Genomic DNA, 21,842 nt, shown 5'->3' on the forward strand with positions numbered 1-21,842 from the left:
TTTTGTTTTTATTGTTCTGTTATAAATGTTTCTTGTTGTGCGATTAGAGGAAGAAACCCTCGTAAGCGATACCGATGTTGATGGCTGGCTCATCGTTGTATTTTGATTTCAAGAAGCGATGGTTGTACTCTGCTTTAACGCTGATCTGCTTCATTGGATAGTAGTTGATACCAGCTGCGAGAATCTTCTTGTTGGTCCACTGTGATATAGTGTTGTGTACAGATGAGTCATAGTACTCATAGTGACCGAATACATAGAGCTTCTGGTTGTTCTTTCGTAGAGATGAAATCTGTGAGAACACATTGTATCCTGCCTCTATCATGGTTGCTACAGCATGACTACCGAAGTACTTATTCTTGCCAGACTCATTTGGTTTTACCAATGAGGTGCCTGGGTAAGTGTGGTCGGAAATCTTGTCGGCATCACTTACGTAGCCATAGTCCACATTACCACGTACAATCCAGTTGTATTTATTATAGGTAAAGTCAAAAGCGCCTACATATACATTTCCCTTGATATCTTTATACACAGCATCGTAAGGAGTGGTGTTGCTCATGGCTTGTCCGTAGTAACCGCTCAAACCGATGCGAAGACCAGGGATAGTATAGTTGTCTACACGTACTGCTGCACCATACTTGTTGGCTACCTCAAATTCATAAGGGCTCTGTGTACCCCCCTGAATCCAGTTGCTACGGCTGAACTTGTATGCGTTCAAACCTGCCAAGAACTGAGCCTCGTAACGGAAGTCGCCAGACTTACCCCAGAAACTCAAACCTGTCTGATGCCAAGTGCAAGGGAGAATGGTGTTCTCACCCTCTGGACGATAAACAGTGAAGAAGTTCAATGGCTCATGATAAGCATTGGTCAAACCAACAGGCACAACGATATGACCCATCTTGATGTTGGCAAAATGACCGAAAGATTTCTGAATCCAGAACTGCTCCAGTTCAACTTCGCCACCTTTCTCCTGTTCCTGCTCGTACTCAATAGCCTCTTCTGCCTCATATTCGATAGAAGAACCTGTACCACCGTGCTCAAACTCAATCTCAGTACCCATGGTCCAACCCTTACCGAAGTCGTAACCCAAGTAGATGACTGCATGAGGAATGTCGAAACGACCATGTGAAGGAGCGTTCTTGTAAGCATTAGCGTTAGAGTAACGGTTACCTGCGTCGCTATAGAAGTTGCGGCTCATGGCAACCTCGCCATAACCACCCACGCTGAGGCGCTTGCCATTCGCGTGCTGCATCACGCTGTCAGCAGCCACAGTTTGTGCACTTGCTGTTGCCAAACCGGCAACGAGGGCAGCGGACATCAATCCAATTCTTAAACTGTTCATCTTTAATATTTTGAAATTATTGTTATCGTATAATCCTTAGTATAATAAAGAAAAGAGCGCGGATGTCTGTTTGCGGTCTCGACACTTTAGAGGCCTAGTATCTCCTTAAAGCCAATCTGACTTGATAAGGAATTACGCAGCTCTGCCGCTCGGGAATGGCAATCATCACCGCACTCTTTCTCGATTTCGGGTGCAAAGGTACGGAGTTTTAAAATATCTTGCAATACCTAAAAATCGGTAAACTGGCGCATCCCCATTTCTAGGTATTGCGAGTTTCGAAACTTTTTTGTATATTTGCAACCGAAATAGAAACATTATGAATGTTCTTGATACAAGGATGTTTTCATTTAAGGAGAAAGAAAGATGAAAAATCAGAAGATGTATGAAGCTGATGACAAGATGATCAGCATCATTAGAGACAATTATAACATTTTACAGAGCCTCGGCAGCTTCGGCATCAACCTGGGCTTTGGCGACAAGACTGTGCGTGAGGTTTGCGACGAGCAGAAGGTGGATACCTATACCTTCCTGTCCGTGGTAAACTTGACAATTAATGGTTACAAGGAGTATGACAATACCGACCGTTTGTCGTTGCCGACCCTATTGCATTATCTCAAGGCATCGCATGCCTATTACATAGATTTCCAGTTGCCGTTTATCCGTAAGGAACTGGTTGAAGCGCTGGACGAAAAGGATAATCTGGCACGCCTTATCCTCAAGCTTTATGATGACTATGCCCATAGCATTACCAATCACATGAAGTATGAGGAAAAGATGGTATTCCCTTATGTTCAGGCACTTATAGATGGTAATGCCAATGCAAACTTCGATATAGAGACCTTCTCGAAACACCATGCTCAGGTAGATATGAAGTTAAAGGAACTCAAGAGTATCATTATCAAGTATTTGCCTTCTGATGGCTTGCATAATAATCAGCTCAGCGCCACTCTTTATGATATATATAATAATGAGGAATGGCTGAAACATCATTCTGAGGTTGAGGAAGAAATCTTTATTCCTGCTGTAAGAAATGCAGAGCGTAAACTTAAGCAGAACGATGTGAGTGCCAAGATTTCGAGCATGATTAATCAGACTCCGATGAGTGACGAACAGTTGAGCGACCGTGAGAAAGATGTGATTGTTGCTTTGGTTCAGGGAATGACCAACAAGGAGATTGCTGACCACCTGTTTATCTCTATCAATACGGTCATTACGCATCGCAGAAACATCGCCCGAAAGCTTCAGATTCACTCTCCTGCAGGTCTTACAATTTATGCCATCGTGAACAATCTGGTTGATATTTCTACTGTAAAGCTGTAGTTTATCTGTGGAATATCAGTTTAAATAATGTTATTTTTCCTAAAATGATAGCGCCTTCCTCTCACATGAGGGGAAGGCGCTATCATTATATTTAGGTATGTAATGATTCTGCATCACTATTTATGGTGAAGGCTAGATCATATTGATGTCAACAAAACCATGCATCACAGCATAAATGGTGAGTGAAGACACACTTTTTAATCCCAGTTTTTCCTGTATTTTCTTGCGATGGGTAATCACTGTAGTCAGTCCGATACAGAGTTGGTCGGCTATCTCTTTGTTGATTTTCCCTTGTGCTACCAGAGATAATACCTCTATTTCTCTATCCGACAGAACTTTTTCCTGAGTGACAGGGGGCATGGCAGGGATATGTTCGCCATGAGGATGCCCGGAATGCTGCAGGTTGAGAAGCTCTTTTATCAGGTATCCTTCTGGTACATTGACGCAGAGACAATGAAATTCTGCAAGTTGCGAATTGGGATCGTTGCTGGGTGTTAGAACAATCACGTGGCGGTTCCTGTTGCCCTGTGTGAAGAAGTAACGGTGTTCCAGTACAATGTGCATAGATACAAAGCTATGAACAAAGTGGTCTGGATTGTTTGCCTCGTACTGACGGAACGAACCGAAGGTCGAGATTTTCATCATGGGCATCACCGACTCAAGCAGTTGTCTGAGTCCCATTGCGGCGAGTGTATTGCTCTCTACTATTGCCATTTCCAGCATCTGTTTGCCAGCCATGGCTTTCATCATTTCTTCATTCATCTCTGTTTGTTTTACTTCTGCTAGTGAAAGTTGGGTTATACTTATATCTTGTTTTTACAAGAATGGAGTGAGTACCTTTGCTGCAAACCATCCTTTGAATCTTTGCCAGCCCGTACGCCACTCTTTCCAGTTCTTCTCATTGAGTAAGAAACTGTCTTTCTTTTCTCCATCAAAGAGCTGTACCAGTTGTTGTGTAGTACAAGAATCCACAATCACTGCATTCTCTTCATAGTCCCAGCGCAAGCTTCGGGCATTGAGATTGGCACTGCCAACGGTACAGAACTTGCCGTCTACCATGATAATCTTGGTATGGTGGAAGCCTCGTGTATACATCCAAACATTGCATCCTGCCTTCATCAGTTTGTGGGCATTATAGAAACCGCAGTCAGGAGTCAGCGGAATATCGCTCTTGGTAGAGAGCATGATTTCTACCTTTACTCCTCTTTTCACAGCATTCTTCAATGCCTTTTTGAGTTTATGACTCAAGGTAAAGTAGGGGCTGATGATCTTGATGCTGTCCTGTGCATCATTGATGGCATTCACATAGAAATATCGGATGATATCCTTTGTAATATGCGGTTCGCGGTTGATGATGCCGACCATCTTTCTGTAGGCTGTTGCTGTCGTATCTGGCTTGAGATTCTCTACCAGATAATCCTTCTTCTTATATCTCCAGAACTCAGTGCTGTGCACATTCTGTCCGCTCACCTTATTCCACATTTTGAGAAATATCTTCTGCAGGGTATTCACCTCGCTTCCGTCGATGCGGCAGTGCATATCGTGCCATTCTCCTACAACCTTCGTACCTTTTATATAATAGTCGGCAACGTTCATACCGCCTGTGTAGGCAATCTGTCCGTCAATGATTACGATTTTACGGTGATCACGGTTGAAAATTGCATGTACCCATGGAAACTTCAGGGGCTTGTATTCATAAATCTCTATACCGTTGGCACGGATTTTCTTGAGATGTCTCTTTCGCAGAGGCTTATTGTTGGAAGAGTTTCCGAAACCATCATATAAGGCTCTCACCTTTACACCCTCCTTGACTTTCTGAGCTAGCAGGTCGAAGAGGAGGGAGGCGATGCTGTCGTTGCGAAAGTTGAAGTATTCCAGGTGTACACTATGTTTAGCCTGTCGGATTGCCTGGAACATATCATCAAACTTTTCCTGACCGTTCATCAGTAGGGTTACTGAGTTATCGTGAGAAAAACTCACACCTTTCCCACGAAGCTGATTTACGATCAGTGAATCGCTAGTCTGTGCGCTGCACAGCGAACAAGACAGCCATAATGTTGCTATTAATAAAAAATATCTCATCTTATCTATAACCGTGTTATCTATAAATCCGTGTAATCTGTGTTATCCGTGCCTAAAAAATTATACCATGCAGGCATAGTGATCTACAATGCCCTTTAAATGATTATCCTTGTCTACAACCAGTACCGTATGCACCTTATACTTGTGCATGATGCGCTGAATCTCCGAAATCTTCGTCTTCGGAGTCACCATTTTCGGAGTGGTGGTCATGATGTCGCTTACAGTCTTGTTGAAGAATTCTGCCTGCCATTTCTCCATGGCGCGTCGGATATCACCATCGGTAATAAGTCCGATAACGTGGTTGTCTTCATCCAATGAGATACCCAATCCCAGTTTGCCCTTGCTTACGTGGATGATAGCCTCGCCCAGATGCATTTCCTTAGGAATGATAGGCATATCATCGCTGCGCATCACATCTTCTGCTGTGGTCAGCAGTCGTTTGCCTAATTCTCCACCAGGATGGAACTGTGCAAAGTCACGAGGCTTGAAGTGGCGTACCTGCATCAGGGCGATAGCCAGTGCATCACCCATAGCCAATGCTGCAGTAGTACTGCTGGTTGGGGCGAGGTTCAGCGGACAAGCCTCCTTCTTTACCTTTACGGTGATATGATGGTTGGAGTATTTTGCCAGCAGGGAATCTGGATTTCCGGTGATGGAAATGATAGGAATATTCATGTGGAGTACCATCGGGATGAAACGAAGCAGTTCATCGGTCTGACCGCTGTTACTCAGTGCCAAAACCACATCCTTGTCGGTCATCACACCTAAGTCGCCGTGATAGACATCCAGTGGATTGATGTAGAAGGCTGGTGTGCCTGTAGAGGCAAGTGTAGCGGCAATCTTGGCACCTACGTGTCCACTCTTGCCCACACCAGTAACGATTATCTTGCCTTGGCAATGATACATCATGTCTACAGCTTTCTCAAAGTTGTCGTCCAGATAAGGTATCTGGTCGAGGATGGCCTGCGCCTCGTCTCTAAGAGCCTGTTCGCCATAACCGCGAACAATCTTATCATCTATATTGTTATTTTTATCGGTCATTTCTAAATCATTTGAATTGGCTTTCCCTTCGGACGCCGAACGTTGTTTCTTCGTTCTTCACTTACAGGAGTTCTTCTATAAGTGATTCCAACTTGTTTAATTCCAGCATATTGGCTGCATCGCTCTTGCCCTGGTCTGGGTCTGGATGTACTTCAAAGAAGTAGCCGGTAGCTCCGAAAGCTTTAGCCGCCTTTGCCATTGCTGGAACGAATTTACGGTCGCCTACGGTCTTGCCGTCACCTGCACTCGGGCGCTGAACGCTATGGGTACAGTCCATGATGACATTTGGCACAATCTCCTTCATGTCAGGGATGTTTCTGAAATCTACCACGAGATTGTTATAGCCGAAACAGTTGCCGCGTTCTGTGAGCCAAACTTCCTTGGCACCGCTCTCCAATGCTTTTTCTACAGGATATTTCATATCTCTTCCGCTCAGGAACTGTGCCTTCTTGATGTTGACGGTTTTGCCTGTCTTGGCTGCAGAAACCAGAAGGTCGGTCTGTCGGCAGAGGAAGGCTGGAATCTGGAGAATATCACATACTTCGCCTGCTGCTGAAGCCTGATAACTCTCATGAATATCTGTTGTAACCTGAAGGTTGTACTTCTCCCTGATATCTCCCAGCATCTGGAGTCCTTTCTCCAGTCCTGGACCACGGAAAGAGTGGATGCTGGTACGGTTGGCTTTGTCGAATGAAGCCTTGAATATGATTTGGGTTCCTAACTTTTCGTTGATGCGGACGAGTTCCTGAGCTACTGTTTCCAATAGTTCCATTGACTCGATGACGCAAGGACCTGCTATGAATGTTGCCATATCTTTTTATAGTTTATAGTTGATAGTTTACAGTTAATAGGGGGATAACCTGCTATTAACAGTAAACTACAAACTGTTAATTATTAACTTGTTTAATTGTAATTTCACGCTGTGGAAACGGAATCTCGATGTTGTGATCGTTGAGCGTATCGTAGATGCACTCCATGATAGTGGCATCGTCGATGGCTTGGGTAAGCACGTTCACCCATACCACAATTCTGAGTGTGATGCAGCTGTCATCGAAACTCTTCAGTAACACCTTTACACCTTTGTCCTGATAGATACAGTCCAGTTTCATGAGGGCATCAATCAGAATCTGTTTCACTTCCTTCACATTACTGCCATAAGCAATACCTACCTCCAGAATATCCAACTCATAACCGTGATTCTTGGTCATGTTCTTGTAGTTCTTCGAGAAGAGCTGCGAGTTCTGGAAAGCGATGACCGAACCGTCGGTAGCCTCCAGCATCGTAGAGGTATAACTGATACTGCTTACCTTACCACGGGTGCCGTCACAGATAATATAGTCACCCACCTTCACACGGCCCATCATCAGAGAGATGCCGTAGTAGATGTTCTCGAGAATATCCTTTGATGCAAAACCCAGACCGGTTGATAAGCCGGCAAAGATAGCTAGCAGCCATGATTTACCAACCTGGAATACATTCAGGGCTATCATCAGCCAGATACCCCAGATAATCACCTGCATCACGTTCTTGAACATCACAATCTTTGAGGCAGCCGACGCCGGGTCTGCCTTCTCGAAGTGATGACGCATGAAATCTACAGAAGTAATGTTGATGTAGTTGAACAGGAAGTACAGACAAGCTACCTCTGAAATACTGAAAAGCGATGCTGTGAAGTTGCTGGTCTTGATGTAATCCTTGTTGAATATCTCCCATGTCGTATCACTCATGTTGAATACATCTGCTGCCCAGTAGATAGAGATGATGAACGAGAACACGCCTGAAATAGGGAGCAATACCTTATAGATAAAGCGATACAGCCATTTGTCGGTAATCGCCTTGTCTGCCAACTTCTTACGCTTGGCATATACGCTGAGCCATCCTTCGCAACAGGTGATGGTAAGCACGCAGGTAAGCTGCATGGTCCACCAGATGATAAGCTGGACGGCAAGCAGTGTGAAACCTGTCCAGGCAAAAATGGTACTTACTCCGAATACGGCAAGCGATATGAATGCGTATGTCTTGTCGGTGCGCAATACCTGGTTGTGCTTTCTGCCAATCACATTCCACTGCCAGAGAGCGCAGAGCAGAAGAACTGGTGGAAAGATAAGGTTTACCAGGTCGTTTGGTATCAGGATGATACGGAACACGATAACGATGAAACCTACCAGCATCAATGGCGAATAGATACGGAAGGTATTCTTGATCTTATCGTTGTCTACACGTAGCAGGATAGATACCAGGATGACGCCAACCAGCCAGGAATATTCTACCAGCAGCTGGCTTGCCATAATCACGAAGTTCTGGGTAACCGCCATTCTTACGATACCCAGGATAACTGCGAAGGTTACTACTGTCATAGCCATGATAAGGCATGGTCGTTTTGCCATAAAACTTTCCTTTCTGTTCTCGAACATACCATGCTTCATGAGTTGGGTAATCACGATGCGGATGGTAAAGAGATTGAGGAAGATGGAGATGAGCCCCCAGAAGATGATGATACCAAAGAGGATGAAGATGATACGAACATCCCATTGTGACATCATGCCCGGTACGGGCTTGTATTTCTCGGTTACAGACGTCTTTGCCTCCTTATAGTTCATGCTGATATTGCGGAGTATGCGCAGATAGTTGTCGCCTCCATTATTGAAGATGCTGTTCTGGATATCTTCGTATCTGCGGTTGGCATAGTCGTTGAGTGCCTGTAACTTACGGTCGGTTCGGTCGTAAGCCTGCACATAGGCTTGCAGCTGTTTCTGTTTCTCTACCAGCTGGCGGCGGATATTGACTGCCAGAGTCAGGTCAACGTTTCGGTTCACCTGTGCTTCTTCGCTGAGAAACATGGTGTTCATGCCGTAGAGATAGTTGATGAGCGAATCGAAACGCGCCACCTCAACATTGTTCTTCTTGATCATCTGGCGGAAAGGAACAGCCTTCGACTTAAACTTCTTAAACTGCTCTGTAGCCTCATGACAGGCATACGTCATGTCGAAAATATACCCGTTGCGTTGTGAATAGAGCATGATGGAGTTCTGGTCAGCCTGTTTCACAATACTGATGAGTTCCTGAATTACCGCCAACTGTTGAGCCTTGGCAGCTTGGTTCTGTCTTTCCAAGTCTATATGATAGTTGGTCAATTCAGTGCGCAGCATATAGAGCGTTGTGTCCAGGTTAGCTTCCTTGAGCACAGCGTTGCTTGGCAGCACGAATGCCATCATCAGCAGAATTATGATGTATAGTCTCTTCTTCATATTTGGTAAATTTGACTGCAAAGTTATTAATAATTCATGAAAAAGCAAAGAGAAAATCGCCTTTTTTGATATATTAGCACCTTTACGTTCGATTTTTAGGGTTATCTTTTGCATTTTTCATATAAATTGATTACATTTGCAACGTCAAAGAATACGTTAATTAATCAGATAAGAATATGAAGATACTCATAGCAGATAGTGGCAGTACCAAGACCGATTGGGCTCTGGTTGATGAACAGGGTAACGTGATGGTTACTTGTAAGACGCAGGGCATCAGTCCGATTCATCAGAGTGATGCCGAGATATTGGATGTGTTGTGTAAGGAACTTGTTCTGTCAGAGCAGCCTCAGGAGGTTTTCTTTTATGGCAGTGGAGTAACCGAGGCGATGAAGTCTCGCATGAAATCACTCTTGCAGCAGTCTTTTCCCGAAGCCAAGGTTGAGGCAGAAGGTGATATGCTGGGAGCAGCCCGTGCCCTCTTTGGCAAGAAACCGGGTATCGCCTGTATTTTGGGAACCGGTGCCAACAGTTGTCTTTACGATGGAGAGAAGATTGTGATGAACACGCCTCCGTTGGGATATATCCTGGGCGATGAGGGTAGTGGGGCAGTAATCGGCAAACTTTTCCTCAATGGTATCTTCAAGGGCACATTGCCTGTATCTCTAAAGAATAAATATCTTGCCTGGTCGGGCTTGGATTATCCTACTATTATTAATAAGGTGTACAGACAGCCGCTTGCCAATCGCTTCCTGGCTTCCATCTGTCCTTTTATCTCAGAACAGATAGCAGAAGGTGAGAAACACGAGAACGGGACTGACGAACTGAACGAAGCGATGGCTCTCTATCGCATGATACTGGAGAGTTTCAATCAGTTCTACGCAAAGAATCTAACACCTTATATTAAATATGTCAAGGCGAGCACCGAGGATATAAGCCAGTTGGAGCCAGGCATGAAGGCATGGCATTCATCCTTGGAAGAAGAAATCCCGATGCTTGGTTTTGTTGGAAGCATTGCCTATTACTTTGAATCACCTTTGAGAAATGTGATGGAGGATGAGTTTCATCTCAAGATTTCCCAGATTTTGAAAGCCCCGATGCCGGGGTTGATAAAATATCATATTAATTAAACTATTTTTGCACCAAAATGTATTTTATGCTACATTTTGGTGCTTTTTCGTTAAAAAATGTAGGTTGCGCAACATTTTATACGTAATTGATTAACCAAAACATACCCCATTGTGTCTGTTTTTTATCTATCTTTGCCCCCGAAAAGTAAATGTAAACAACGATAAATCGAGGCAATCCTCATAACCGAGGCTTATACCTTATTTATATAAAGGCAATATTCGACCTATGTTACATAGGCCCTATATTACACCTAGAAGCAACAATTATTAATTTAAACCTAAAGTAATTATGAGAAAAACATCTCAGAAATTCTCGCAGAGCCACATGCTCTGCAAAGTTGCTCTGGTAGCCATCATGTTGGTGTTCCAGGCAATGTTAGGAATCGGAGCGGGTGTCCTCAATGCTCAGACGGTTAAGGGTACTGTCATCTCTGGCAGTGACAATGAACCATTGATTGGTGCAAGTGTCATGGTGCAGGGTACAAAGACGGGTGCCGTTACTGACCTGGATGGTAACTTTACCATTGAAGCAAAAAATGGACAAACACTCGAAGTTTCGTATCTGGGCTTTATCACCCAAAAGATTAAAGTTACAGGTTCGACAATCAACGTAACCTTAAATGAAGACAAGCAGTCACTTGATGAAGTTGTCGTAGTAGGTTACGGTGTTCAGAAGAAAAAGCTGGTGACGGGTGCTACCGTTCAGTTGAAGGGTGACGACATCGCCAAGCTTAACACCACCAACCCTCTTTCTGCCATGCAGGGACAGACACCTGGTGTTAACATCGTTTCTACTTCTGGTCAGCCAGGTGCAGCCATGAGTGTTACCATTCGTGGTTTGGGTACCGTAGGAAACTCTCAGCCTCTTTACTTGATTGATGGTGTGGGTGGTGATATCACAACCTTGAACCCTGCCGACATCGAGAGCATCGACGTGTTGAAGGATGCTGCTTCTGCTGCTATCTATGGTGCACAGGCTGCCAATGGTGTAGTCCTTGTTACAACCAAGAGCGGTAAGGAAGGTTCCGGTAAGATTACATACGATGGATATGTAGGATGGCAGACTCTGGGGCGTAAGTTTGAAATGCTCAATGCTAACCAGTACATGCAGATTATGGATGAGGCTCGTCTCAACTCAGGTATGTCTCCTGTAGATTGGACTTCTTTGAACGCTATTCGTGATATAGATGGTAATGTATATAATACAGACTGGATTGACCAGGCTGTAGATAATGGTGCCTTGACCACCAGCCACAGTTTGGCTTTTACCGGTGGTAGCAAGACTTCTACTTATTCTATTTCTGGCGGTTATACCGGACAGGATGGTTTGATTGGCGGTTCTGATGTCTCTTATTATAAAAGGTATAATCTTCGTGCCAATTCAGAACACAAGATGTATAACGGCTTAATTACTATTGGTGAGCATATCGGTTTTGTTTATAAGGATAGCCGTGGCATGGGTACCGGTAATATCTATAACAACAACCTCCGTAGTGCTTTCTCTACTTCTCCTCTGGTTCCTGTTTATGATGCAGACGGCAATTACTATTCTACTATCAATTCCGATTGGAATCCTAATGATGGCAACCCTTATGGTACCATGATGATGAACCGTTACAATCAGAGCAAGAATACTTCTGTGGATGCAAATGTTTATTTGCAGATTGAACCTATCAAGAACTTGAAGTTCAAGACTGTCTTTGCTGTGAATTATGGCGGTTCCAACTATCGCTCTTTTTCTCCAATTTACAAGTTCACTCCTCAGAGTGGTAATGGAGTAACATCTGTAAACCAGAGCCACGGTAATGGTACATCTTTGGTATGGACAAATACTTTGACTTATGATTTCGATATCAAATCACATCATATCAGTGCTTTGATTGGTAGTGAGACCAGTAAGTATGATGGTAGTTCTACAGGTAGCTATGGCTTGAATCTGACTGCCGGCTTTGATGATTGGGAGCATGCTTATGTAGCCAATACAGAAATGAGCAATGAAAACCGCAAGATTAGTGGTGGTCCATACGATTCTACTCGTGGACAGTCTTTCTTCGCTCGTATGGGTTGGTCATGGAAGGATCGCTATATGGTGAATGCAACGATGCGTGCCGATGGTTCTTCTAAGTTTGCAAGAGGTCATCGTTGGGGCTATTTCCCTTCTGTTTCTGCAGGTTGGACTATTACTGAGGAAGATTTCATGAAATCAAGTGCTTCTTGGTTGGATTTCTTGAAACTTCGTCTTTCTTGGGGTCAGGTTGGTAATGCTAATATCAAGTGCTATCAGTATTTGGCTCCTGTATCTACATCCAATACCAATTACAACTTTGGTACTGATGGTGGTACTACTGGTTGGAATATGGGTGCTTATACCAGCCGTTTGGCGAATGAGAATGTGAAGTGGGAAACTTCTGAGCAGTATAACGTAGGTTTGGATGCTCGTTTCCTCCGCCAGCGACTCTCTTTGACATTTGATGCATATATCAAGAATACTAAGGATTGGTTGGTACAGGCTCCTGTCTTGGCTACTGCTGGTACAGGTGGTCCGATCATCAATGGTGGTGATGTGAAGAATAAGGGTATTGAACTTGGTCTTTCCTGGAATGACCAGATTGGTAAGGATTTTGTCTATAGTGTAGGTGCCAACTTCGCATACAACCATAATGAAGTAGGTGCTATCCCAACGAAGGATGGTATCATCCACGGTCAGGAAAATCAGATTTATCAGAATGCAGAAGAGTTCTATCGTGCAGAGAATGGTCATGCAATCGGTTACTTCTGGGGGTACAAGACAGCAGGTATTTTCCAGAACCAGCAGGATATCAATAACTGGATTGCAGCAGGTAATGGTGTGATGCAGAGTAATGTTCAGCCTGGTGATGTGAAGTATATTGATATTAATCACGATGGTGTAATCAATGCAAATGATAAGGTGGACCTGGGTAATGGTCTTCCTAAGTATACTTTCGGTTTCAATTTTACCCTTGGTTATAAGGGCTTTGATTTGAGTGCAAACTTTACGGGTGCTGCTGGTTTCCAGATTGCACAGTCTTATCGCGATCCAAGTTCTTCTCAGGCCAACTATAGCCGTCGCATCTTGAACCGCTGGACTGGTGAGGGTACAAGCAATGAGATTCCTCGTGTTACTTATGGAGATGTAGGTAACTGGCTCTTCTCAGATCTCTATTTGCAGGATGGTGATTACATTCGCTTGCAGAATCTTACCTTGGGTTATGATTTCAAGAAACTCATCGCTTGGAAGGGACTCTCTAAGATGCGCCTCTATTTCCAGGTACAGAATCTCTTTACTTTGACCAAGTATGATGGTATGGATCCGGAAATCGGTTCTTTCAATGGTACTGATGGTAACAGCAGCGACTCTTGGGTATCTGGTGTTGATATGGGTTACTATCCACATCCACGTACTTTCATCGTTGGTTTAAATCTTGCATTCTAACTCTTTAAAAGAAAGTAACATGAAAAGAAAACATATATTGATGAGTGCTTTGATATTGTCTGCCTTGACATTTACGTCTTGCGAAGACTTTCTCGACACTTCATCTAAAACAGATATGAACTCTGAGACCGCTTATAGCACTCCGGGTGCTGCAGGTCTGGATCTCATTGGCTGCTATGATGGTTGGCAGCGTACAATTAGTGATGAGGGTGTGGGCATGTATCTTACTGCAGAGTTTGCTTCCGACCAGGCTTTTGCTGGTTTAGGACTTTCTGATGCTAAGAATAATAACGTGCTCGACCAGTTTGATACAGGTCTTGCTCCTTCTTATAATGATATGTTTAACACCGACTGGGTAAACTATTACAAGGCTATCTTCCGTTGTAATAAGTTGATTCAGGCTGATGCTACTATCAATTGGAATGGCGATACCAAGACCGAAGGCCGCATCATGGGTGAGGCTCGTGCCATCCGTGCCATCTTGTATTTTGATTTGGCCCGCTTGTTTGGTGATGTACCTTTGCTGTTGGTACCGACTGAGGAGAATGTTCCTCGTACTCCTGTCAAGGAAGTATATCAGGCTATTTTCGATGATTTGAAATATGCTGCCGAGAATATTCCTGCTGATGCTTATCCATTGAGTGACCGTAATACCAATGATGGTCGTATTACCAAGTATGCAGCTGAGGCTTTATTAGCTCGTGCGTACCTTTATTATACTGGTTATTATGGCGAAGAACATCCTGCTTGTTCTAAGGCAGAGGCTACTGCTGCCATCAATGACGTGGTAGAAAATGGTGGCTATGAGTTGGAAGAAAATTATAAGGATTTCTGGATGCCTTCTTCTGATATTACCGCTGAGTCCAAGACCGTGACGGGCGATGTTACAAAATATAATTGGCAAACTACTTACGCTGGTAAGTGGTATGATGGCGATGGTTGGAAGTCTGGACAGGGTAATTTGTCTAAGGAAATCGTTCTGAACATGAAGTTTGCTGTTACTCAGAATTATGATGGTGATGGTGATGGTAATACATTCTCTGTTTACCTTGGTCCTCGTAACCGTTGTGCAAACGATGTACATATTGCCAGTGGATGGGGCGCTTGCCCTGTTACTCCTGCTTTTGTGGAGCAGTATAAGAACGATCCTCGTTTCTCTGCCTGTGTTTGGAGTTGTCAGGATGCTGGCTTTACTGCCGATGAGGCTGATACATACGAATATACAGGTTATTATACCCGTAAGTATGCGCCAATGTGTTTCTCTGATGGTACACGTCAGGAGGTAGGTTTTAAATTGGGTATTGCTCACCAGAACCTTACTTATTACCAGGACTATACCATCATGCGTTATGCTGATGTCTTGTTGATGCATTCAGAGTTGAATGGTAACGACTGGGGCTTGAATAAGGTTCGTGCTCGTGTAGGTCTGGAATCTGTTGATTATAGCATTGAGAATATCCGCAAAGAGCGTGCCATCGAGTTGGCTTTCGAAGGTGTGCACTATTGGGATTTGATGCGCTATAAGAAGGATGGTGCTTATGCAGCTGAAGCCATTGCCAAAGCTCAGAATGGAGCCAAGGTGAAGAATGGAGGTGTGGATGCTACGACCAAGTTCGTGGAAAGCAATTTCACTACCAAGAAAGGCTTGATGCAGATCCCTAATACTCAGATTACGCTTTCCGGTAAAGTTCTTACTCAGAACCCTGGATGGTAATTCCTTTGAGGTAACATAATAAACATTTAATAATAAGAAGATATGAAAATACATAATCTTATATATACGCTTCTTGCTGCCATAGCAGTCTTCCTGATGGCTTCTTGCTCTCCAGAAGATTTCGGATTTGGCAAGAAGACATACTCTCCAGAAGATTTGGTGGAGGGTAAGGCTTATACGGTTACCATTGAGGGTAACGTATTAAAGCTGGAATCTAAGATTTCTGATGCCACCTCTCTTTGGATTACTCCGGTTGGGCGCTCCCAAGAGAAAGCGTTTACCGTGGAACTTCCTTTTGCCGGCGATTATGAGGTAACCTTTGGTGTGGAAACTCCTAGTGGTATCGTTTATGGCGAACCTTATAAGTTGAGTCTTTCACAGAACGACTTCTCTCTCTTGAGCGATGACAAGTGGTTCCTCCTGGCAGATAAGAATTATAAGACGGGCGAGGCTTTCCCATCTGCCGAAACGCTCGCTGCCGGTGTCAGCAAGAAATGGTATCCTTGCGATGGTAATTACAATATCGGCCGTTGTACGAGTCCTGTGATGTATTGCTCTCCTTACGATCCTGACTACGACGGTAAGGGATATACTGCTGATGATGAGGCAAATGCCGTTTATAAGGATATCCTCTTCGGCTCTGATAATTGGAAACCAAACTGGGATCCTGGCTTCCAGAGCTGGCTGATTACTGAGACTGATCCTTATATGGATTCTTACATGACATTCAGCATGGATGCAAAGAATGGTTGTGTGGCTACCATGTATCGTGGTGAATCCGGCACAAAGGGTGCCAGCACGGGTTCTAATATGGTGGGTAAGTTTAATATGAACCTGTCTGACAAGACCAAGCCTACCATCACTTTCAACGACTGCTATGCGATGCATAATATAGGTTTTGATGCAGTTTGCTCTAACTATACTCAGGACATTCAGATTGTTGAGTTGACTCCATACCTCCTTCAGTTGGTGACAAAACGTACCAATTCAGAGGGCAACTGGTATCTTGTATGGAACTTCGTTTCAGAGGATGTAATTGCTACCAAGGGTACCTGCATTCCTAAGGCAGACCAGGATCTGATTGAGAAAGTGAAGCCAATTCTTCCTACTTTCGAGAATATTCATACCGACTTGTTCACTGCCGATATCAATGGTGACAAGTATGTTGGTAGCAAGATGACTTTCAATTTGGATTCTGAGACTCCTTATGATTTCTTGTGGTGGAATGGTTCTCCTAATGTAAAGGCATGGGAGAGCGTAACCGGTGGTAAGTACAATACTACATGGGCTCCTGCTCTTGACGACAAGGCAATCGATAACTTCGAGTTGACTATCAGTAAGGCTTCTGATGGCTCTTACAATTATGAATGTGGTGAGGTAGATGGTAAGGTGAAAATCACCGAGAATACCATGACCTTCGATAAGGAAATCTCTGTATTTGCTGTGGCAGGCGATAAGCGCACCATCGAATTGAAGGGCAAGAAGTTCTATATCCTTGGCAACTCTACCGATGATCAGTATCTCACTATCGGTATTCCTGAGACAACGGATGAGAATGGCTTGGTTAACTCTTATCTCGTAGCTAAGTTGGCTTACAAGAAGATTGCTACCGGTCCTGTTGGTCCTACCAAGGTGGCTATCGACAATTCCATCATCCACAACGAGGGTATCATGTGGGTTGAGAATGGTTGCCTCCGCGTCGGCTTCCATCATTATGGTGAAACAGGCGTGGGACTCTTCAAGGATGTGAAGTCTGTGAAGCTGAAGAAGAACCAGACCATCACCGTTACCTTTAAGATTAAGGGTGGCGTGACATGGAGCAAGACTCCTAAGTGTGCCTTGATTGATAACAATATCAAGCAGACATGGGAACCAGGTGCATACGATCTTCCTGATGCTGTTGTAGTAGATACCAATGGCGGTGAGACTACGGTTTCACTTACCAATACCACCGGTTCTACACAGACCTTCACGGCAACATGTCTCGACCTGTCAATTCAGTTGGATGGTTTTGGCGACTACGGTGGCTCAACCGACAACATCGACATTGAGATTGTTTCCTGCACAATTCAATAACTTTAATAGCGCAAACTTATGAAGAATAAAATATTATACGGAATTATGGCCTTTGTCATGGGTATCTTCATGACAGGCTGTAGCGATGATGATTATTCTATCAGCAATACTCCGCTGCTCACCGACGAGTCGGTGACCACAGGTTCTGCTGATGTGACCGTGACATCCGCTACATTCCATGGCACGGTAAAGGGACTCGAAGAGCAGAATGCCAGTGCCTATGCATTAGGCTTCTACTATGGTAAGAGCGAAGATAACTTGAGTGAGAAGGTAGCTGCTTCGGGTAGTAGTGAATTCCAGGCTACAGTATCCGGTATGCCAGGTGATGTGGTTTACTATCAGGCTTATGTTACCTTGCAGGGCAGGGTAACCTACAAAGGTTCTGTACAGAGTGCCATCATGACCGATGCCAAGGCTATTACCGGCGAACCGAAGGATTTGACAGCTAACTCCGTTATCCTGACCGGTAAGTTGGAGAAGGCTCCTCAGGAGGCTACCAGCGGTATCGTTATCTCTGGTGTCGAGGGCTCTGAGAATGTACGTGCCGGTGTTCGTATCGTGGCTGCCGGCATCAACGACAATTACGAAATCAAGGCAGAGGGTCTGTTGCCTAATACAACTTACCACTATACTGCCTATCTCGACCTCGGAAATGGTACTGTATATGGTGAAGACCGTACTTTCACAACTGCTCCAGCTGATTTCAATCCTGATACTGACCTCGTTGACTTGGGCCTTTCTACCAAGTGGGCTAAGTATAATGTAGGTGCTACTGATGAGAAGCAGTTGGGTGGTCTCTTCGGATTTGGTGATATGACCGGTTTCCAGACATCTATCAATCTGGACGATTATGCTTCTGCTGATATTTACAAGACCGACCGTGATGTAGCCAATAAGGTATATGGTTCATGGGTTACCATGCCAACCATCGATGAGTTTGAGGAACTTTTCACAGAGTGTAAGAAAGAATGGGTAGAGGATACCGAGAATCATGTAGCCGGTTATAAGTTTACCGGTCCTAATGGTAACTCTATCTTCTTGCCTGCAGCCGGTACCCGTACTCAGGGCAATGTTTCCGGTGAGGGCTTGAACGGTTACTATCTCTCTGGTTCTATCAATGCCACCGACAACCGATTTGCCATGGCATATAGCTTCGACCAGAATGTAGCACGTCGCACTTCCACTCCTGTTTATCAGGCATTGGCTATCCGTCCGGTTTCTGTAGCAAAGAATGTGAAGTTTGACAAGGAGAAGTTGTATAATACTTGGGAGTTTGACTTGAAACCAGATGAATCTCATTATAAGTTTGTTGGTCCTGTATTCTTCTATGGCAAGGATGCAAGTTGGGCTTCTTATACCAATAATCAGCCTGTTGTAGGTGAAACTACCGGTTGGGATGCAGATTATGCAAGTATTAAGTCTTGGGCAATCACTGATCCTAGCCATTGTAATGGTACAATGACATTCTATAAGGATGAAGATGGCAATGATAAGGTAAAGGTTCATCAGGTTCAGGCTGATGGTTCTTATAAGGATTCTGAAGGTACATTTACCGTTGATGAGAAGAATAAGACAATCACAATGACCATTGACCCTCTGAATGCAGTTGAGTATATCGGTGGTATCACCCGTACTGATGAAACCAAGATCAAGGTGATGTCTCTTTCTGACGAGGCACTTCAGTTGGGTGTAATCCGTTCTAGTGATGGTCAGTTGATGATTTATAACTATGTAACCTCTGATGTCAAGAATGGCTATGTTGCCAAGTTGACTGCTTGGGGTGATGGTGGCAACTGGGATGGCGCAACAACAGTCGTTTCTGGTGGTTCAAAGGCTGTTGGTCAATATACTGTTAAACTTGAAACAACAGAAGCCCGCACCAATGGTAAGGTTTACGTCCTCGATTTGGAAGGCTTTGCTGCAAAATATCCTAAGGCATTGGTTCGCATTGATGCTATCAAGGCTGATGGACAGGATTTGAAGTTTGATGCCAATAAGTTCCATTATGGTGATATCGAAGATAACGGCAACTATCGTATAGAGTTGTTCAATATCTGGGGTTCTGGTACTGCTCAGAATTCCCCATTCCGAGCTAGTGGAGGCCCTGGTGATGCTGGTGAACCTGCGCTTGCATTCAACCATACTTTCGAGGTAACCTTTACCGTTGTTTCCAACACAAGTGATGGTACTGGTGTCTACACTCCTACATTCAATGCCGTTCGTGGCTGGGGTGAAGGTGAAGCTCAGTTGTTTGGATATAACGATGGCTCTACTTTGAAAGTTGTTAAGAGTGACAAGGGACAATACTCTCTCGAGAACAATCAGTTCGATATGACTTATGAAGGTTCGGGCTTTGAAGGTGGTACTATCATGACATTCGTTGAGATTGCTGACCTTTATGGTTTCTTCCCAGGCACACACAGTACTTTGGATGAGTTCTATCTTGACGGTAAGGCTGTTTCTTACGATAAGTCTAAGGTGGTTGACGCCAATGAAAATCCTAAGTATCGTTTGGAATTGTTTAATTGCTATGCTGCTACAAAGGATAATTGTGCATTTGGTGTCAAGGATGGTGATTTGATGCGAGAGCTGGGCTTTAATAAGTCTATGCGCGCTAAGTTTACTGTTCACAGTCTTTTCGCTGTCCCACAATGGTAATGGTTGATAAATAATAATACAGAGAATCCGATAGTTTTCAGAACATATCGGGTTCTCTCTAAAATGAAAAGAAAATGAAGAAATTCAAATATCTATATTTGTTGCTCTTGGGCATAGTTTGCGGATTGGCTTTCTCGGCTTGCTCTTACGAAGACGATGATTATGATGAGCCTAGCTTCAAGGTTCTCAACCCAGAGCTTTCATTTGACGGTACTGGCGGAGTGCAGACCATCAATGTTCAGGCAGATGCTCAGCCTACAGCTTCCGTGATAGAAGGTGCCGACTGGTGCTCTGTTACTTATAAGGATCAGGCTGCCGGCACATACAATTTCGATGTAACCGTAGCCGCTTCTCAGGAAGATGAAGCAACTACTGCTACCGTTCGCATCATTCAGGGCTATAGCCGTAAGGATGTTACGATTACCCGTGCCAAGAAGGGGGCTGTTGTTACTCCTGATGTACCACCTGCTGATATGAACAAGACTGCCATGGAGGTGGCTCAGTTGATGTATCCAGGTTGGAACCTCGGTAACACCCTGGAAGGTGGCGACAGCAAGAATCTCTGGAAAAATGCCGGCATCGAAACAGAGACAGTCTGGCAGAATGCCAAGACCACTCAGGCTTTGATTGATGCAGTGAAGGCTGCTGGTTTCAAGAGTGTCCGTATTCCTTGTTCTTGGGTGATGGGACATATTACTGATGCTGAAAAATGCACCATCGACCCTGCTTGGATGAAGCGAGTAAAGGAAGTGGTTGATTACTGTATCAAGGATGGTCTCTATGTTATCATCAACCAGCATTGGGATGGTGGATGGATAGAGCACAATGGTATGACAGCCAATGCAGACATCAAGACTACCAAGGCTCAGCTCACTAAAATATGGACTCAGATTGCCGATAATTTCAAGACATATGATGAGCATCTTCTCTTTGCCGGCATGAATGAGCCAGGTGTAGGAGCAGGTGAAGGTGATATCATTGGTGTGGCTGATATGAGTAACCGTATTGCTGAGTATGAGCAGACTTTCATCGAGGCTGTCCGTGCTACAGGTGGCAACAATGCCAAGCGAGTTCTGATAGTTCAGGGTCCTAATACCGATATCGATAAATTCGTAGCCAACAACTACATGTCTAAGATTAAGGATTCTGCTACCGACCGACTGATGGTAGAGGTTCACTTCTATGATCCATATAATTTTACCGATCTGAGTGAAGACAAGGATTGGGGTAAGTATTGCCTCTATTGGGGCAAGAACAACACCAATGGTTCTGAGGCTGGTCGTACAGCTGATGCTAAATATAACGAGGATTATGTTGAGGCTCAGATGAAGAAGATGAAGACCAATTTCTTCGACAAGGGCTACCCTGTATTGATTGGTGAGTTTGGTGCCAACCAGCGTCTGGCCATCGGTAAGGATGCTGTTCATGATGCATCAGTTAAGGACTATTACAAGGCTGTTGTAACTAGTGCTATCAATAATGGTTGTGTTCCAATGGCATGGGATACCAATGGCGGTCTTCCTAGCATGACTATCTTCAACCGTGCTGGTGCAAGTGTTAGCAATACTAATATGCTTGAGAGTATCCAGGCTGCTGTTGCAGCAGCAAAGTGGCCTGCTAAATAAAAAACGAGATATTAAGTCTTTAGGTTTGATATAAAGTAGGTGTGGGCGCATATCAGGGGAATTTTTCTCAGATGTGCGTCCTTTTTTTGTGCAAATATCGTACATCCTAACATAATATACCTATCCTTTTATCAAAAATATACATTCACGCTACTGTT

Annotated in this window: 13 protein-coding genes; 7 read left to right on the forward strand and 6 right to left on the reverse strand. The window is 44.2% G+C overall.

Going from position 1 to position 21,842, the window contains the following annotated elements:
* Positions 1–43 precede the first annotated feature (43 nt).
* Positions 44–1,339 (reverse strand): hypothetical protein, encoded by a 1,296-nt coding sequence (locus tag ONT18_RS01360; protein ID WP_264903696.1) that lies wholly within the window; start codon positions 1,337–1,339, stop codon positions 44–46.
* 363 nt (positions 1,340–1,702) lie between these two features.
* On the opposite strand from ONT18_RS01360, the gene ONT18_RS01365 reads away from it, so the two are divergent.
* Positions 1,703–2,659, forward strand: coding sequence for a LuxR C-terminal-related transcriptional regulator (locus ONT18_RS01365; protein ID WP_264903698.1), 957 nt, complete (start codon positions 1,703–1,705; stop codon positions 2,657–2,659).
* Between the two features lie 132 nt (positions 2,660–2,791).
* On the opposite strand, the gene ONT18_RS01370 is transcribed toward ONT18_RS01365, so the two are convergent.
* The 5 genes from ONT18_RS01370 to ONT18_RS01390 form a co-directional block, all read right to left on the reverse strand.
* Positions 2,792–3,421: a response regulator transcription factor gene (locus ONT18_RS01370; protein ID WP_119228717.1), complete on the reverse strand. Its 630-nt coding sequence runs from the start codon at positions 3,419–3,421 to the stop codon at positions 2,792–2,794.
* 54 nt (positions 3,422–3,475) lie between these two features.
* Positions 3,476–4,741, reverse strand: a complete 1,266-nt coding sequence (gene cls, locus ONT18_RS01375; protein WP_264903701.1) for a cardiolipin synthase — start codon at positions 4,739–4,741, stop codon at positions 3,476–3,478.
* A 60-nt stretch (positions 4,742–4,801) separates the two neighbouring features.
* Positions 4,802–5,782 carry a KpsF/GutQ family sugar-phosphate isomerase gene (locus ONT18_RS01380; protein WP_117692157.1) on the reverse strand — a complete coding sequence of 327 codons (981 nt, stop codon included), beginning with the start codon at positions 5,780–5,782 and terminating at the stop codon, positions 4,802–4,804.
* Between the two features lie 61 nt (positions 5,783–5,843).
* The gene (gene kdsA / locus ONT18_RS01385) at positions 5,844–6,593 is read right to left on the reverse strand and encodes a 3-deoxy-8-phosphooctulonate synthase (RefSeq protein ID WP_022120879.1); all 750 of its coding nucleotides are present in this window, start codon (positions 6,591–6,593) and stop codon (positions 5,844–5,846) included.
* Positions 6,594–6,669: 76 nt separating this feature from the next.
* Complete coding sequence (locus tag ONT18_RS01390; RefSeq protein ID WP_264903704.1) at positions 6,670–9,030, reverse strand: mechanosensitive ion channel family protein; 2,361 nt, start codon at positions 9,028–9,030, stop codon at positions 6,670–6,672.
* A gap of 176 nt (positions 9,031–9,206) precedes the next feature.
* On the opposite strand from ONT18_RS01390, the gene ONT18_RS01395 reads away from it, so the two are divergent.
* The 6 genes from ONT18_RS01395 (at position 9,207) to ONT18_RS01420 (ending at position 21,684) form a co-directional block, all read left to right on the forward strand.
* A complete protein-coding gene (locus ONT18_RS01395) occupies positions 9,207–10,157 on the forward strand; it encodes an ATPase (protein ID WP_118152665.1) in 951 nt (316 codons plus the stop codon).
* Between the two features lie 289 nt (positions 10,158–10,446).
* Entirely contained in the window at positions 10,447–13,611 is a 3,165-nt protein-coding gene (locus ONT18_RS01400; protein WP_264903707.1) for a SusC/RagA family TonB-linked outer membrane protein, read from the forward strand.
* Between the two features lie 19 nt (positions 13,612–13,630).
* Positions 13,631–15,325, forward strand: coding sequence for a RagB/SusD family nutrient uptake outer membrane protein (locus tag ONT18_RS01405; protein WP_218434017.1), 1,695 nt, complete (start codon positions 13,631–13,633; stop codon positions 15,323–15,325).
* Positions 15,326–15,367: 42 nt separating this feature from the next.
* Positions 15,368–17,401 carry a hypothetical protein gene (locus ONT18_RS01410; RefSeq protein ID WP_264903710.1) on the forward strand — a complete coding sequence of 678 codons (2,034 nt, stop codon included), beginning with the start codon at positions 15,368–15,370 and terminating at the stop codon, positions 17,399–17,401.
* 18 nt (positions 17,402–17,419) lie between these two features.
* The gene (locus ONT18_RS01415; RefSeq protein ID WP_264903712.1) at positions 17,420–20,059 is read left to right on the forward strand and encodes a hypothetical protein; all 2,640 of its coding nucleotides are present in this window, start codon (positions 17,420–17,422) and stop codon (positions 20,057–20,059) included.
* Positions 20,060–20,133: 74 nt separating this feature from the next.
* On the forward strand, positions 20,134–21,684 hold the full coding sequence (locus tag ONT18_RS01420; protein ID WP_264903714.1) for a cellulase family glycosylhydrolase: 1,551 nt from the start codon (positions 20,134–20,136) through the stop codon (positions 21,682–21,684).
* Positions 21,685–21,842: the final 158 nt, after the last annotated feature.

Origin of the sequence: Segatella copri (assembly GCF_026015295.1) — a bacterium.
Lineage (GTDB): Bacteria > Bacteroidota > Bacteroidia > Bacteroidales > Bacteroidaceae > Prevotella > Prevotella copri_C.

Excerpts from the sequence above, each read along its gene's own strand:
- ONT18_RS01360 (WP_264903696.1), bottom strand. The coding sequence starts at position 1,339 with ATGAACAGTTTAAGAATTGGATTGATGTCCGCTGCCCTCGTTGCCGGT.
- ONT18_RS01365 (WP_264903698.1), top strand. The coding sequence starts at position 1,703 with ATGAAAAATCAGAAGATGTATGAAGCTGATGACAAGATGATCAGCATC.
- ONT18_RS01370 (WP_119228717.1), bottom strand. The coding sequence starts at position 3,421 with ATGAATGAAGAAATGATGAAAGCCATGGCTGGCAAACAGATGCTGGAA.
- cls (WP_264903701.1), bottom strand. The coding sequence starts at position 4,741 with ATGAGATATTTTTTATTAATAGCAACATTATGGCTGTCTTGTTCGCTG.
- ONT18_RS01380 (WP_117692157.1), bottom strand. The coding sequence starts at position 5,782 with ATGACCGATAAAAATAACAATATAGATGATAAGATTGTTCGCGGTTAT.
- kdsA (WP_022120879.1), bottom strand. The coding sequence starts at position 6,593 with ATGGCAACATTCATAGCAGGTCCTTGCGTCATCGAGTCAATGGAACTA.
- ONT18_RS01390 (WP_264903704.1), bottom strand. The coding sequence starts at position 9,030 with ATGAAGAAGAGACTATACATCATAATTCTGCTGATGATGGCATTCGTG.
- ONT18_RS01395 (WP_118152665.1), top strand. The coding sequence starts at position 9,207 with ATGAAGATACTCATAGCAGATAGTGGCAGTACCAAGACCGATTGGGCT.
- ONT18_RS01400 (WP_264903707.1), top strand. The coding sequence starts at position 10,447 with ATGAGAAAAACATCTCAGAAATTCTCGCAGAGCCACATGCTCTGCAAA.
- ONT18_RS01405 (WP_218434017.1), top strand. The coding sequence starts at position 13,631 with ATGAAAAGAAAACATATATTGATGAGTGCTTTGATATTGTCTGCCTTG.
- ONT18_RS01410 (WP_264903710.1), top strand. The coding sequence starts at position 15,368 with ATGAAAATACATAATCTTATATATACGCTTCTTGCTGCCATAGCAGTC.
- ONT18_RS01415 (WP_264903712.1), top strand. The coding sequence starts at position 17,420 with ATGAAGAATAAAATATTATACGGAATTATGGCCTTTGTCATGGGTATC.
- ONT18_RS01420 (WP_264903714.1), top strand. The coding sequence starts at position 20,134 with ATGAAGAAATTCAAATATCTATATTTGTTGCTCTTGGGCATAGTTTGC.